Genomic DNA, 14,927 nt, shown 5'->3' with positions numbered 1-14,927 from the left:
GCTTTATGTCGACTTCACTTTAAAGAATATGTCCCACCATCTTTATTTAACCTTTAAAATTAATTAGTTACAAAAACAACTAATTAACTCAAATAAACAACATACCTCAAATTGGTGTCATTGCTTATGCCACCAAAAGGGTAACACGTAACTAGAATAAGCTCTTTTATGGGCTTATCTTGCGATTTGTGGTTACTCGCTTGCTCGTGATTCTCGCCCTGTTCTGTTGTCATCACTAATTGCTGTGTTTGTAAATCAATCACTAAAGTATTATCCACGGTGAAAGTCTGCTGAACACCTGATTTGAGGGTTAAAGTAAGGTTATCGTTTAATTGTAGATCGTTTAAAATACTAAAATGTGTGTCATTATGTGCAGCAATAACAACAACCTCTTGGTTACTTTCAATATTGGTTACTAATCGTTGATTTACACCAGGACCAAATGCTAATGCTTGACCAGAATCATTATTTAATACAATTTGTGTAATTTTCATACGGTCAAAACTGAGTTTAGCCACAGGATAAAAATCAGCCCAAGGCCAAGGTTTTATTTGCCTGCCTTCTGCTGTATTTGTTGTGTTACTTTTCTCATAGATGGATTGCTTTTCCCAAGCTTGCTTTAATAAGTACTGCGCTACATTAGCCTTTAAAAGCATGTAACCTCCTTGTGCAAAGCTTATAAAAGCGATAATTAGCATTAATAATATTAAATATGATGAAAAGCTTTTTCTTATTATTTTGGGTATAAATCCATCATTAAATTTATTTTTAAACATAGTTTATGTTCTTATTTTCTTAAACAATTGCATCAGCATCGCCATTACAATGAAAAATAAAGCCGAATAATAATACTGAGCTATACCTAGTGCAGTGTTTGCTAATGGTATAGGTTGTGTTGACCCTTTAGGCATTAAATTTTTTACGGGCTGTGTTTTTAATGCGGCGTCTTTTTTTCTACTAATTTTTTCTTCAACAGCAATAAAACTGGTAAATGGTGACAATAATTGATGTTCAATAGCCAATTGGGTAATTTGTTTTTTAAGGGCTGTTTGAGTTTCAACATCACTGCGATGGCGTAATCTAATTAAATGGTCAAGTTTACTTTTAGCCCACCATTGCGCGACACCGTTGTCTTTCTCTGTTGTATTGTTGACCATTGATGTACTGAAATTCGGTGCTATTTTTTCTTGCCAAGATTTATCGGCTAACTTGCCTGTAATTTGGATTAATTGATTAAGTTGCTGGTTATTATTTTGATTATTATGCCCTTTATTTTGTTTTTTAAGCCATCGGGCACTTATCAACAACGGTTGTCCTGCATACAGATCAGGGATTTTATTAGGAAACATTTCAACATCAGCTATCGGCCATGTAAGTTCGATATTGTGCATTAACGGTTTACTGATTTGACTGAATAATTGTGTCATTTGGTCATTGACTTCATTAATGCTACCAATATAACGGTAAGTACCTCGCCCTACTTTCGCAGCTTCTGACATAAAGTAACCATTAGGGGCAGATCCAATACCAATAGTATGTAAACGCGTGTTAGCAAGATTTTTTTCAATTAAACTCAATAATTCCACTTCATTGCCAACGCTACCATCAGTTATAAAAATAACTTGTCGATAGTTACGTTCACTGGGCGATACTTGTAACGCTTGCTCAATAGCGGAATACATCTCAGTTCCACCACCTGCTTTTAATGTTGAAAGCCAATGTTTGGCATGGTTAATATTATTTAAATTGGCCCCCTTATTTTTATCATACAAACGTTGAGTATTATCATTAAAAGCAATAATGTTGAAGGTATCAGAAGGTTTCAAAAAGTCTAAAGCTTTATTAAGTGATTGTTTAGCTTGCTTAATGGCTACACCCCCCATTGAACCAGAGGTGTCAATTATGTAAATAACATCTTTGTTCAGTGCCTTCTCGTTAATAGCTTTTGGCGGCATCAGCATTAATAACCCATATCGATATTCGTTTTGTCCATCTACTTGTTGGAAGAAAGCTGCTTTAGGTGTATTTCCTTGAGCAAGTTGCCATTGTAAAACAAAATCTTGATCAAGCCTTACTGACGTATTTGCAAGAGTAATCAGTCGTGTATTCAATTGCTTTGTTTCAGCAATTGTATGATACAAGCTGCTAATGTTAGTTAAAGGCAAGCCACCATTAACATTAACCGTAATTGAAACATGCTGTTGTAGATTTGTCGATTCGTTGGTGTCAGCTGTAGAAAGTCTTGTTTGGTAAGGGGTTATTTCACTAGCATCAGGTACGCTAGCATTATTAGTTGCCCACCCGTTCGCATTAATTTTAGTTGTGGTTGTGTTCATAGTGACTGCTGTTGTATTAGCTGCATTACCTGTACTGGCAATGCTTTCTTCTTTTTTATCACGCTTTAAATGCCTTACGCTAGGAATATACCTTGGCGTTAATGTTAGCGGAATACGTAATGCAAAAGTTTCATTATTTAACGTTACCGATTGCATATAAGTTAATGATATTTTAATTGTTTCACCTGGTGCGATATTTGCCAACTTAGTGGTAAACAAATTAGGCCGTTGTTGTGAAACTAAACTCACTTTTTTGCCCTGCTGTTTCGCTTTGGTGTAGAGTTGTTGAGCATGGCGCCTTGCTTTAATTTTACCTACAATTCGTCGTTCGCCAACTTCCATTATCATGGATGATACTGATGCATCATCAATCAATGGAAAAACATAAACAGCTTCTACAAAATCGTCAGTTGAATTTCTGAAAGTTTGAGTGAAATTCACTTGAGCGAGCAAACCATTAACTGTCACTTGGTAGTCACTTTTTTGCGTTACAGCAGGGTAATAGCCCTGACCTGTTGTAAAATATAAACTACCAGAACTGATGTTTTCATAAGGAATATTCTGACTTAGATATTGCTCTGCAATCACATCATTTGACATGCTATTACAAGTCATCAATATAATAATGAATAGTATTTTCCAGTATGTATTAAAGGGGGATGAAGCTTGGCATAGAATTAAATTGTTGTTATTTTTCATATAAAGCTCTACAAGAAAGTAAAGCTTTATCATGAAGAACAATTATGTTTTGAGGCTGCCGAGATTATGACAAACTAATGACAATTTATTGCAGATTATGGCAATACAGTTTCAATTATTTCATCATTAGCACTTTTTATTAAAGTATTATCCAAGCAACGCATGGCCAGCAGGTAATTGTTTAGCAATCCACAATGCTAATTTATGCTTCATGTTTGGTTGGTCTTCATTATCAATAGGTAATGGCTGAATTAATTTATCATTCACTAATAAACGATATAGGCTTTCAACTTTATCTTTTGCTGAATTAGTCGCAGAGAAACTCTTATAACCTCGGTTAACCGCATATTTTTCACCAATCACAAGGGCTTTTTTTAATAGTTCAGCTTCATTTTTTAATTTTTTCATTGGTAATACAACTCTATAAATTTGTAAATTTAAACAATATATTGATTATAACGATGCGTTAAAAACAATAAAATTACAAGCCTATTTATTGTGAATCATACATTTAAAATTCTAACAACGAGTTATCAATTATTTTCCGAAATTTATTTACATCATTCTTCGTACATATATAATCAAAGTGTTAAAACTATAATAAAACACAGTTAAATCATTATTAATTGACCAAACAGGTATAAAAATGTCTATTACACGTATGAGAAACGCTCAACATAAAGTTCACATCCCAAGTTCTGTTCGCGAAAACCAATATTTAATGGTCAAATTTCCATTAACGGATCAATTAATAGCAAAGTTCAGTAAGTTAGTAGATATTAATGCTTCTGAACCTTATGCTGAATTTTATCAAGCACTGGCAAATATGTACTTTGATTTATGTAATAATTTTCAGCTTGATAATATTCAATTTATTGCAAACGATAAATTTGCTCGTGTTCGGTATAGCCCCGAAAAAATGACCTCAGAAACAAAGCAACAACTACTATTTTTGTATAATCCAAATTATCACACAAGCCAAAATACTTATTTTGACGGGACAAAACGAACTAAGAAAATAACCTTATTGTTTCTTGCAAATGGTGGCGATGTACGAGTTCAGTCGGCAAAATTCCATCAACAAGTGAAACAAACTATCAGTGAATATGCAAAACTATTGGAATTAGACACCAGCACAATTCGAATTTGTGATCACCAACATTTAACGTATGACCTATTTGCTGCGGATAAAGGTGTAGAAGGTAAACAAGTGCACAAATTTCGTCCTATGACAGACCGCTATGCTACTGATGGACTTGAAACCCCTGAATCTAAAGATGCATTAACTTATGCTGTGGTTGATTTACCCATTAATCGTCGCATACGCTCATTAGTGAATATAGAAGACAAAACACCCGATCGTTATAATGAACTATACAACCTCATTGCAGATGCCTTTATACGTGCTGCTAAACATTTTAATTTAAACAATGGTGCAGTAATCGCTAATGGCTTAGTGCCTATTGTACGAAGTGCTGAAGATGAAAATGTTATCGCAAGTGGTGAATTACTCATGTTAGGCTACAACCCTAATAACACTACAGGTGGTTATACCTGTAAATGGAATTCAGATATATTAGTTGATACTGTTCAATTGATTTTTGTAGCAAGTATAAAAGATAAAACGTCACACGGTTACGGTAAATTTGTTAACCAAATACAACAAGCACTGCGCTCGTTAGCTCAAAGTTTAGATTTTGTAAATGATAAAGAAGAAATGCTGGTTAGACTTCACCAGCACGTAGGTTATTATTTAACGGATAGCTAATTTAATGTAGATAAATTTAACACCTCTCACTCTCTACGGTCATGAAATATCTTCATGACCGTAATGTAAAAACATTAGAATTCAAACTCAATTGCCACCCTAAATACATGGCCTTTACTGCGACTATCAATACCTGTAATAAAACCAAATTCCCATTTTAGTTGTTTTTGTGCGCTAAATCGTTGTAACCCCATAAAAGCAGGCCCTATGCCTAAATAATTTTCACCTGAATATAATTCAATTGCAGGTTGAAATTGTTCAAGGTAGCGATAACGATATTTTAAGCGAAATTCTGTTTCAAATTCACTCTTGAGGGTTTTCCCCCATTCGTAAATAATAAAGGCATTTAACGTTAAGCTTGTACGACCAAATTCTTTTTCGGTCAAAATGCCCGAAGTAACTTCCCAATTTTGATGTTGTTTGTCCTTTTCAATCTCAAAAAGAACACCCCAATCAGCCCAATATTCACCTTGCTCGGTTAACATCCAACGAGCTTCAAGTTCATAAGACGTTAGAGTAAAGTCATTGTATCTATCACGCTCACCCACAAGATAAAACTCCAACATAAGATTCTCGTTAACCGACTGCCCATAAGCTAAACGTTGGGCTAATTTGTTATTTTCACTTTCTCTATGCGAAAACAAGCGCCACTCAATCTCTTGTTCATACGGCAGAACATAGGGATGATAAACTTTATCAACCACTACACCGTCAGCATAAGCGTTTTCCCCCCATGCAACAATAAAGATAAAAATTAAGAGTAAACAACGTGTTAACATGATTTTTCTCCGCAGGTATACAAGCGAATAGTAGTTAGCTTGCTTATCATTACAGGAAGACTAAATGCAATAATGTAAATAATAACTTGTAGTAATGAAGGTGTGCTTTCATAGCCGAATAATACGGTAAGTAATTGCCCGACTTCTGAATCTTCTGTAAGGAAACGGCTGCTATCCCATAAAGCTTGGCTACTCGATAATATATCCACTTGCTGTAAAAGTACGATAGCGTGCATTAATTGACCTAATGAAAATAACAATAAAAAATACTTGGAGGTTTGAAAGTAGAAATTTTGATCAGCAGATTTCAATAAAAAATATAATAGTATTGAAATACTTAAACAAATCCCACCACCTAAAATAATACCTATAAACATGGACTCAACTTGTTGAGCTTGTGTCCAATAATTTGCTAAATAAATGATAAAATGAGAACCATTGATAGAAGTGATGATATAGAAAACAAGAAAACCTAATTGTTTTGTATAATGTTTATCATTAAATAAAAATAGAAATGTGCTAAAAACGTAAATCAATAAGTAGCCAAACGAGAGGAACAGCTCTGCCCCCATACCATCATATGTTTGCGATATATTTTCCAAATTTTTACTAAGAATAAATGTAGTGACGGCTGTAAATATTACGCCTGAAATAAACCATTTTATGTTAATCAATGCTAGTTCTTTTGTTGAAAAGGAAATTAATAACAACGTGGTAATAACAAAAATGGGTAGTGCATTTTGTAAGAATAAAATAACCGTATTAATTAACATGTTGTGCTCCACTCTCTGTAGTTTGAGTCAATGGATTTTTTACTACTACAACTGTTCCACGAGCACTGTGCGGATGGTATTCACCAAAAAATCTGTATTCACCTTCTGGCAGAGGACCAATAAAAATAATAGCTTTTTGATTAGGGAAAATAACTTTTTCCCTATTTAGGCTAAAACTGTCAAACTCTTCAACTGTTTCATCATAATTTGAAATAATAAGTTTAACTTTTGTATTAACTGGAATATCGATTTTAGCGGGATAAAATAAATGATTTTCAATTTTAATATGATATTCAGGACGTTGTTGTGCCATAGCATTGATAGTAAACAGAAGTAATAAACTGCTGATAATGATGCTAGTTAAGCGAGTAAAATAAGCATTAGTCATTGCCAATTTCCTTCTCATTAACATTACCTGGAAATGTCACCACAACCTTTAAGCCTTTTAATGATGCTGACCGTGATAAGGCAATCTCAGCACTATGTAAATCTGCAATATGCTTGACTATGGCTAATCCTAAACCACATCCCATGATAGTTGAATCATGTTGGTCACCACCAACTCGGTAAAATCGGTCGAACACACGTTGATATTCGTTTGACTTTATTCCTGGTCCCGAATCTTCAACAATTAACATTACTTTATTGCAGATACTTGAGTGCGAAGTGTTACCTTGATCGTTCGCTGTCATATCTCTCTGTTGTTTAACACTTACCCTAATTTCGCCGCCATTGGGCGTATACTTATTCGCATTAGAAATCAGGTTAACGGCAAGTAAATTGACTGAAAATTCATGTGCGGACAAAATGATATCATCGCTTTCAAGCGTGATTATTTGATCTTTATCTAAAATATCATTATATAAATCTGAAATCACTTGTTTCAACAATATATTAATATTAAAACAATGACTTGCATTACTAATTTGTATGGGATTTGTTCGATTAAGATTTAATATTTGATCAATAACATGACCCATTCTATCAACACTACTGCTCAAAGCCCGTATTGATTCAAATTTTGCTACTTCTGTAGACGTTAACACAGAATTTTGATTGTTCGATGACCGTTTTACTAAGTCTTGAATGAGATTATGGGTATCAATTTTAAGTACACTTAACGGTGTTTTTAATTCATGAGCTGCATCTGAGGCAAAATGTCGCTCTCGTTGAAATGCGGCAGCTAAACGAGAGAATAATTCATTTAATGTCGCAACAATGTCAGCCAATTCATTATTATGCACGGTAATTTTTAACGGTGAAAAATCATTGCTTCTTCTTTTACTAAGCTCTTTGGTTAATTGATGTAATGGTTTTAAACCTTGTGTAATAATGATAAATATTAATATTGATAAAGCGATTACGGCAATAATCATTGGAGTTACCGCGGCTAAAATTAAAGTTTGTGCTAAAGCAAACTGTGTTCTTAAAGGTTGAGCAACAATAATATATAAATTCGCAAACGTTCCTTGACTAGTCTCCTGTTTTAAAGCGACAGCACGCCAGCGTGTTTGCAGAAAATTAACTTCAAAAAAATCCGTCGCATCTGTTTCTCTAGAGTTGCTATTAGCAATACGATGATCGGGTGCATTATTACTTTTTAATACAAGCTTTTGGTTTTTCCATACTTGAAAAGCAAAACTACTGTGCTGCTTAACTTGTAATGTTTTCTGCTGAGAAGTAGGCACAGAGTGAATAGAGAGTAAAGTGTTTGCAAGATCTAATAATTGATGATCAAACTGTTGCTCAGCTTGAGCCATACTTTTTTTATAACCTTGAATGGCAGCAATAAACGTAATTAATGTTAATACAGAAAATAAAGTTAACACTAGATAACGGCGAATGCTCATAAGTGTACTTTAACCTTTGCTATTATTATTGATAATATAGCCAACTCCGCGAACATTTTGGATAAACTTTTCAGGCAGGTATTTTCTTAATTTATGAATATGTACCTCAACGGCATTACTAAGCACCTCCTCGCCCCAATGATACAGTTTTGACTCTATCGTTTCACGAGACAATATTCGGCCTGCATTTTCCATAAGCGCCTTAAGTACCATAAATTCTTTTTTAGAAAAAATAATTTCGTTTTCTTTACTTGCTTCGAGATCATACAAAAACACTTTATGAGCAAAAGTGTCTAGCTTTACGTCCCCAATCGATATTATCGACGACGTTGCTGTACCTAAACGACGTTCGATAACACGTAGTCGAGCCATTAATTCAGATATTTCAAAAGGTTTTGTTAAGTAATCGTCTGCACCATAATCAAGACCTTTGACTTTGCTTTCAATTGAATCTCGTGCTGTTAAAATAATGACGGGTAAGATAGACTGCTTATCGCGTAGTTTTTTTAGGATTTCAAGTCCACCGATATCTGGTAAACCTAAATCCAGAATAACCATGTCTTGATCAGACGTAGACAACGCATTTAAAGCCAGTTTACCTTGATTAACATGATTAACAACAAACCCTTCATCTTGCAGCGATTTTTGTAATGCAGTTGCAAGTGGCATATCGTCTTCAACTAAAAGTATACGCATATAATCTCCATTTCTCCTTTACATCACCTTCTCGCCCAAAATTTAATCTCTTGGTTCGTTAAAAACTCTTCGGCATCACCCCCTTGTAATAAAGCAAAGGTTGCAAGTATTCCCGCTTGAATACACTGTGGTGCAACAACAGTAATCGAACGCGGTGCTTTTGAAATAGGCCAACCAGTTTTAGCATTGAGTATATGCCCATAACGTTTACCCTTGTGAATTAAAAAACGTTTTGAATCACCGCTGGTAGCAAGTGCACCTGATTTAAGTGAAACAATCATATCAATAGTTTTTTCATGACCATTAACAAGATCACTATCGATGTCTGGTGGCTCTATCGCCACTTGCCATGTTTCATTATTAAGCCTAGCACCCGTTACAGCCAAATCGCCACCTAGATTAACTAATACCGGTTGATTGGTTAATTCTTTAGCTACAATAATACCACGGTCAACCGCGTATTCTTTACCAATACCACCAAAGTCTATTTCCATTCCTTTCGCTAAGGTTATTTGCTTGGGATCAAAATTTATTTTATTCCAACCTACATTTAACAAGGTTGTATTAATTTGTGCTGCAGAGGGAAAGTTTGTCTTTGAGTTATACTGAGATTGAAAAGACCAAACCTTACGTAACACACCCGAGGTTATGTCAAAAAGCCCATCACTCAGCTGATAACATTGATCAGCAAAACTTAAAAGTTGGAAAGTCTCATCGTCTATTACGACAGATTGACCCGCATTATTATTTATTGCACTACAAAGACTATTTTGATCATAACGGCTATATTTATCTTCAATACGCCAAACTTCAGCCGACACGAGTTTACCCAATTTTACGGCGAGCTCTTCATCCGATGTTTGTATAATAACTTCACAAGGACTCGCCATAGCATTAAATTTAAGGTTATAGCTGTCTTTGTTTTTTTCTAAGTTAACTGTTCTGGTATTTTTCAATTAAGACTCTAGTTAAACACAGGTGCAAATTTTTAATCACATTCTACAGCAGGGATTAATCAATCAACACTAAAATGAATAAGTTACTTGCCCTATAATAGCATCAACCGTTGGATAAAGTTCAACATCATTTAATACACCAGGTTCATCAAAACCTGCATTTGTCGGTGTTTGTCGGTAATACTCTAATCGAAATGATAATTCATGACCATTATTAACCAACATACCGTATTTGAATCCAACCGTTATCGCTGTCATTTCACCTATTCGATAATCAGCACTCGCAAAAGCAGGTAATGCTTCATCGTCTGTAATAAAAGGTCGGTAAAAATCAGCAGCACTTTGTTGGTAAATTCTTAAATGTGGTTGTATGTAACTTTCTTTACCAAAACCATCCCCTAATGGAATTCTAAAACGCGAGTCAATTGTATGAGAAGTTATTTCCCAATCATCCCACATATATCGATAAGACACATCTAATACTGAGGAATCAAAATGATAAAGGGATTGTGCAAACACACTTTGTTTAACACGTGAGTCAGGCCGTGACTCGTATAAATAATCTTGCGTTTTTCCAGTATTATTAACGACAGATAATATTTTAAAAGGATCAGTTAAGTAACCATCAACCATTGAGTAAGAATAATTAAACTGCATTAACATTCTACGATTAATCACTTGGGTGAAACCAAGTAATATATCTGTTGTCGTTTTATCATCTTCACTACCGATTCGAGTTTGTGCAAAACTGTCATCCCATGTAGATGCGTCACTATTCCCAATTAACATAGAAGTCAAAGGATTAGGAATTCCCCCTTCTGGTGTAAAAGTATCTTGAAAATAACTAAAGCCTGCTGAAAATGTAGAATTTTTACGGTCAAAGTCAACGGCAATATTTCCATTTATACCTAAAGATAAATAATCATATTCTTTAGATAGGTGAAATCCACCACTCACCGTATAATCAGGCGCTAAAGGTTGGGTCCACTGACCATTAAGTTGTACACGGGTATCATGAAAAGTATCATCAAGTGGTGTGTCACCTGCCGCAATATCATATTGACCGTTACCTGAAGGACGTGTGAAAGTTTGAACAGTAGGTTGAGCTACAGCACCATTTGCTGATGCACCTGTTAACGTATCGATTGTTAATTTAAGATTCAATACTTCATCATTATCAAACGTCTTTTTAGCATTTAAAATCGCTTCACCTGCGCTCACTCTGTCTACTTCACTGTAAAACAAAAACGCGCTGTCAAATTCCCATGAACTATCCTGAGCACTTGACGTTGAAGAAGATTCAGCTTGCGCTAAACTACTTGTTCCTAACAGTGCTACGGTAGCAACGGTTAATGCTGATTTGATATTTATTTTATCTATTTTACTTTTCATATTATGCTTACCAATTATTTATTCTTAGGGTAACTTCTAAAACATGACGACAGAACGAGTGACTTTAATTACAACCACATCCACCACCGCCAAACCCCTTTCCACCACTTGATGCTTCTTTACTGAAATAAATATGATCATCAAGGGCAGCGTCAATAGGCTCTGCACTTAAAGACATTTCATCTTTTGCTAATAAGTCACGTTCCCATGGTTCTACACCTAAACTAGAACAGCCTGACATTGCAACCAGCGTTGAAATGAGTAACATGCGTTGGATTTTTGTTTTCATCATTTAGTTCACCCGTTTATTTCACTCGTTGTGAGTGGTTAATAATTCTTCTATTTCTTGTTCATAAGTTGAAATTTTGTTCGTAAAGAAACCCGTATGTCGTGATTTTATCTTACCATCACGGCCAATTAGCATACTGCTTGGCATACCTTGTATTTTAAAATGTTTAGCTATTTTTCCTTTAGGATCATAAATAACAGCAAAATTTGCAGGTGTTTCTAAAAGAAATTTATTGGCTAAATTTTTATCCGCATCTAAATTGATACTGATAATAGTAAAGCCTTGCGATTGATATTGACTTTGTATTTTATTCATCCAAGGAAAAGACTTTCGACAAGGCCCACACCACGATGCCCAAAAATCAATATATACGACCTCGCCCCTATGTTTAATCAACGCTTGCTCTAACTCTGCTTTGCTATTCAACATTTCTTGTGAATTAACATGTGAACTATTTGTTAACAATACAAGAAGTATAAAAACGCCAAGATATAGTTGTTTTAATGAATGTTTCAATGTGCTGCTCGATATATAAAGTTTAATCATTTCATCATTAAAGCATATCTTAGTATTGCTTTCTTAAAGAATACTTAAGAATGCAAAATTTTTATCTATTGCTCTAAAATTCGGCTAATAATGGTAAATATTCAATTAATTTAGTAATTATTCAGATTATTGTTGCTTTTTTTTGTCGAACTGGCACAGTGTCACTCAGCGATTAGTGTTGTTGCACTAATCCTCTCACAATTTGACTTACTATTAATTAAAGGAGTAGCGCTTCAATGTGTTCGATCTTTGGTATATTAGATATAAAAACAGGTGCTGATGCACTTCGTCCAAAAGCTTTAGAATGTTCTCGTCTTCTTCGTCACCGTGGCCCTGATTGGTCAGGAATATATAATAATGAACATGCTATTTTAGTGCATGAACGTTTATCTATTGTTGATACTGAGCATGGCGCTCAACCACTATATAACGAGAATAAAACCCACGTTTTAGCCGTCAATGGTGAGATCTATAATCATAAAACGCTTGCAAGTGAATTAACGGTAGATTACGAATTTCAAACAGCGTCTGACTGTGAAGTAATTCTTCCTTTATATAAAGAGCATGGCGTTAACTTTGTTGATAAATTACAAGGTATGTTCGCGTTTATTATTTATGATGAAACAAATAACTCTTACTTAATTGCGCGTGATCATATTGGTATTATTCCTTTATACACAGGTTATGATGCTGACGGTAACTTCTATGTTGCTTCTGAAATGAAAGCGTTAATGCCTGTATGTAAAACGGTTAGTGAATTTCCTCCAGGTCATATTTTTGATAGTAATGTTGGCGAATTACAACGTTATTATAAACGTAACTGGCAAAAGTATGACGCAATAAAAGACAATACAACCAGTAAAACTAAAATTCGCGAAGCACTAGAAGAATCAGTAAAAAGCCATTTAATGACTGATGTACCTTACGGTGTGTTACTTTCAGGTGGGTTAGATTCATCATTAATTTCTGCTATTACGCAAAAATTTGCTGCTCGTCGTATTGAAGAAAATGATTTAAGTGAGGCTTGGTGGCCTAAGGTACACTCATTTGCCTGTGGTTTAGAAGGTTCTCCCGATCTTGTTGCTGCGCAAACCGTTGCTGACAGTATTGGAACTATCCATCACAGTGTTATTTTTACTGAGCAAGAAGGTATTGATGCGCTAAAAGAAGTGATTTATCACCTTGAAACATACGATGTAACCACCATTCGTGCCTCAACTCCAATGTACCTAATGGCTCGTAAAATCAAAGCCATGGGCATTAAAATGGTATTGTCTGGCGAAGGTGCTGACGAAATTTTTGGTGGCTATTTATATTTCCATAAAGCGCCTAACGCACAAGAATTTCATGAAGAACTTAACCGTAAACTTGACCGTCTTCACAAATTTGATTGTTTGCGTGCCAATAAATCAATGTCTGCTTGGGGTATTGAAGCGCGTGTTCCATTCTTAGATAAACACTTTATGGATGTTGCTATGCGCATCAACCCTGAAGATAAAATGTGTGGAAATGGCAAAATGGAAAAAGCCATTTTGCGTTCTGCTTTTGAAGGCTATTTACCAAAAGAAATTTTATGGCGTCAAAAAGAGCAATTTTCTGACGGTGTTGGTTACTCTTGGATTGATGGTTTAAAAGATTATGTAGAATCACAAGTTACCGATCAACAATTGGAAAGTGCTGCATTCAAGTTTCCTGTTAATACACCAGACAGTAAAGAAGCCTATTTTTATCGTTGTGTTTTCGAAGAAAAATACCCGCTACCTTCTGCTGCTGATTGTGTTATTGGTGGTAAATCTGTTGCTTGTAGTACACAAGAAGCACTAGCGTGGGATGAAAGCTTTAGCAATAATGCTGATCCTTCTGGTCGTGCCGTGTTAAGTGTGCATAATGAAAGTTATTAACAGTTATATTTTACCTTTTAGTCGTTTCATTGTTCTTACACATCGAAACAGCTAAAAGGTACAAACTTTGCTTTATTGTGTTTTTATTAAAAATAAGGCAAAAAAATGAAACTTTTTTTAAGCTCACCTGAAAATAACCCTGTTTATTCGTTTCTTTTAACTCTTGAATCTAAATTTAGCGTCAAAACATATTACTCTAGATTGTTAATTTTTTGTGATTATTATTTTAATTGTAGAGATTTCAGTAAATGCGATTGGTCGAAATTAAATCACTTTGCTGTACTTAAATACATGCGGTTTGAAGAAAACAACGATAAAGCACACACAAGCATTAACCTAACGTTATCAGCATTAAAAAATGTTGCTTATGAATGTTGGAAACAAGACGTTATCAGCATCGAAAATTATACTCGAATCAAAACAATAAAAAAAATAAAAGGTACTCGCGCGGCATCTGGTCGAGTGTTAACTTTTGACGAAATAACAAAAATTCAGAACCACTTTAAAAACAAAAAGGATAATAAGAGTATTCGTAATTATGCGCTTTTTGCGTTAGGGATTGGATGTGGACTAAGGCGTGGTGAACTTTTATCACTTAACACAACAGACATAAAAAACAATCACATTACTATTCATGGCAAAGGCAACAAATCACGTAAAATATACTTACCCTCTTTTACTATTGTAGCCGTAAAAAGACTACTAGAAAATATTAACGCACGAAATAAACCGTTATTCTCAAAAATACTTAAGAGTGATGAAATAACAAACAAGCGCATATCATCAATGGGAATTAGTACGATTTTAGAACAAATAATCAATAACACTAAAATAAATTATTTTACAGCGCACGATATGAGACGAACATTCGCAACAACACTATTGGAAGTCGGTGCCGACAAAATAGCAGTACAAAAACTCATGGGGCACTCATCACTTAAC

15 protein-coding genes are annotated in these 14,927 nt (G+C 34.7%); 3 read left to right on the top strand and 12 right to left on the bottom strand.

Translation table 11 applies throughout. The features are described 5' to 3' along the window. Nucleotides 1-83 precede the first annotated feature (83 nt). From ACE1OF_RS04980 to ACE1OF_RS04970, 3 genes are all read right to left on the bottom strand, one after another. Nucleotides 84-698, bottom strand: a complete 615-nt coding sequence (locus ACE1OF_RS04980) for a class GN sortase (protein WP_448893239.1) — start codon at nt 696-698, stop codon at nt 84-86. Nucleotides 699-779: 81 nt separating this feature from the next. Then, nucleotides 780-3,035 carry a marine proteobacterial sortase target protein gene (locus tag ACE1OF_RS04975; RefSeq protein ID WP_448893143.1) on the bottom strand — a complete coding sequence of 752 codons (2,256 nt, stop codon included), beginning with the start codon at nt 3,033-3,035 and terminating at the stop codon, nt 780-782. Nucleotides 3,036-3,182: 147 nt separating this feature from the next. Then, nucleotides 3,183-3,443: a DUF5062 family protein gene (locus ACE1OF_RS04970; protein WP_448893142.1), complete on the bottom strand. Its 261-nt coding sequence runs from the start codon at nt 3,441-3,443 to the stop codon at nt 3,183-3,185. Between the two features lie 238 nt (nt 3,444-3,681). On the opposite strand from ACE1OF_RS04970, the gene ACE1OF_RS04965 reads away from it, so the two are divergent. Then, nucleotides 3,682-4,803, top strand: coding sequence for a DUF3083 family protein (locus ACE1OF_RS04965; RefSeq protein ID WP_448893141.1), 1,122 nt, complete (start codon nt 3,682-3,684; stop codon nt 4,801-4,803). A gap of 74 nt (nt 4,804-4,877) precedes the next feature. On the opposite strand, the gene ACE1OF_RS04960 is transcribed toward ACE1OF_RS04965, so the two are convergent. The 9 genes from ACE1OF_RS04960 to ACE1OF_RS04920 all read right to left on the bottom strand — a co-directional run bounded on the left by ACE1OF_RS04960 (nt 4,878) and on the right by ACE1OF_RS04920 (nt 12,054). Continuing rightward, nucleotides 4,878-5,582: a hypothetical protein gene (locus ACE1OF_RS04960; RefSeq protein WP_448893140.1), complete on the bottom strand. Its 705-nt coding sequence runs from the start codon at nt 5,580-5,582 to the stop codon at nt 4,878-4,880. Beyond that, the gene (locus ACE1OF_RS04955) at nt 5,576-6,355 is read right to left on the bottom strand and encodes a hypothetical protein (RefSeq protein WP_448893139.1); all 780 of its coding nucleotides are present in this window, start codon (nt 6,353-6,355) and stop codon (nt 5,576-5,578) included. The genes ACE1OF_RS04960 and ACE1OF_RS04955 overlap by 7 nt, the downstream gene beginning before the upstream one ends. Next, nucleotides 6,345-6,743, bottom strand: coding sequence for a cupredoxin domain-containing protein (locus ACE1OF_RS04950; RefSeq protein WP_448893138.1), 399 nt, complete (start codon nt 6,741-6,743; stop codon nt 6,345-6,347). The genes ACE1OF_RS04955 and ACE1OF_RS04950 overlap by 11 nt, the downstream gene beginning before the upstream one ends. Continuing rightward, entirely contained in the window at nt 6,736-8,205 is a 1,470-nt protein-coding gene (locus ACE1OF_RS04945) for an ATP-binding protein (protein ID WP_448893137.1), read from the bottom strand. Before ACE1OF_RS04945 ends, ACE1OF_RS04950 begins: the two co-directional genes overlap by 8 nt. Nucleotides 8,206-8,214: 9 nt before the next feature. Then, on the bottom strand, nt 8,215-8,901 hold the full coding sequence (locus ACE1OF_RS04940; protein WP_448893136.1) for a response regulator: 687 nt from the start codon (nt 8,899-8,901) through the stop codon (nt 8,215-8,217). A 23-nt stretch (nt 8,902-8,924) separates the two neighbouring features. After that, the gene (locus ACE1OF_RS04935) at nt 8,925-9,857 is read right to left on the bottom strand and encodes an FAD:protein FMN transferase (protein WP_448893135.1); all 933 of its coding nucleotides are present in this window, start codon (nt 9,855-9,857) and stop codon (nt 8,925-8,927) included. A gap of 69 nt (nt 9,858-9,926) precedes the next feature. Further along, nucleotides 9,927-11,249 carry a DUF3570 domain-containing protein gene (locus ACE1OF_RS04930; protein ID WP_448893134.1) on the bottom strand — a complete coding sequence of 441 codons (1,323 nt, stop codon included), beginning with the start codon at nt 11,247-11,249 and terminating at the stop codon, nt 9,927-9,929. A gap of 64 nt (nt 11,250-11,313) precedes the next feature. Further along, complete coding sequence (locus ACE1OF_RS04925) at nt 11,314-11,538, bottom strand: DUF4266 domain-containing protein (protein WP_448893238.1); 225 nt, start codon at nt 11,536-11,538, stop codon at nt 11,314-11,316. A gap of 21 nt (nt 11,539-11,559) precedes the next feature. After that, the gene (locus ACE1OF_RS04920; protein WP_448893133.1) at nt 11,560-12,054 is read right to left on the bottom strand and encodes a TlpA family protein disulfide reductase; all 495 of its coding nucleotides are present in this window, start codon (nt 12,052-12,054) and stop codon (nt 11,560-11,562) included. 266 nt (nt 12,055-12,320) lie between these two features. Between ACE1OF_RS04920 and asnB the strand changes: the two genes are divergently transcribed. Next, nucleotides 12,321-13,985, top strand: coding sequence for an asparagine synthase B (gene asnB, locus ACE1OF_RS04915; protein WP_448893132.1), 1,665 nt, complete (start codon nt 12,321-12,323; stop codon nt 13,983-13,985). Nucleotides 13,986-14,090: 105 nt separating this feature from the next. Then, nucleotides 14,091-14,927: tyrosine-type recombinase/integrase (locus tag ACE1OF_RS04910; RefSeq protein WP_448893131.1), on the top strand; the 837-nt coding region annotated here is incomplete at its 3' end.

It is taken from the genome of Colwellia sp. E150_009, assembly GCF_053543955.1.
Note: the sequence above shows the minus strand (reverse complement) of the source record. Positions and strands in the feature narration are given on the sequence as shown.

Coding starts and splice junctions, on each gene's coding strand:
- ACE1OF_RS04965 (WP_448893141.1), top strand. CDS start 3,682: ATGTCTATTACACGTATGAGAAACGCTCAACATAAAGTTCACATCCCA.
- ACE1OF_RS04955 (WP_448893139.1), bottom strand. CDS start 6,355: ATGTTAATTAATACGGTTATTTTATTCTTACAAAATGCACTACCCATT.
- ACE1OF_RS04925 (WP_448893238.1), bottom strand. CDS start 11,538: ATGAAAACAAAAATCCAACGCATGTTACTCATTTCAACGCTGGTTGCA.
- ACE1OF_RS04960 (WP_448893140.1), bottom strand. CDS start 5,582: ATGTTAACACGTTGTTTACTCTTAATTTTTATCTTTATTGTTGCATGG.
- ACE1OF_RS04950 (WP_448893138.1), bottom strand. CDS start 6,743: ATGACTAATGCTTATTTTACTCGCTTAACTAGCATCATTATCAGCAGT.
- asnB (WP_448893132.1), top strand. CDS start 12,321: ATGTGTTCGATCTTTGGTATATTAGATATAAAAACAGGTGCTGATGCA.
- ACE1OF_RS04930 (WP_448893134.1), bottom strand. CDS start 11,249: ATGAAAAGTAAAATAGATAAAATAAATATCAAATCAGCATTAACCGTT.
- ACE1OF_RS04945 (WP_448893137.1), bottom strand. CDS start 8,205: ATGAGCATTCGCCGTTATCTAGTGTTAACTTTATTTTCTGTATTAACA.
- ACE1OF_RS04940 (WP_448893136.1), bottom strand. CDS start 8,901: ATGCGTATACTTTTAGTTGAAGACGATATGCCACTTGCAACTGCATTA.
- ACE1OF_RS04975 (WP_448893143.1), bottom strand. CDS start 3,035: ATGAAAAATAACAACAATTTAATTCTATGCCAAGCTTCATCCCCCTTT.
- ACE1OF_RS04980 (WP_448893239.1), bottom strand. CDS start 698: ATGCTAATTATCGCTTTTATAAGCTTTGCACAAGGAGGTTACATGCTT.
- ACE1OF_RS04970 (WP_448893142.1), bottom strand. CDS start 3,443: ATGAAAAAATTAAAAAATGAAGCTGAACTATTAAAAAAAGCCCTTGTG.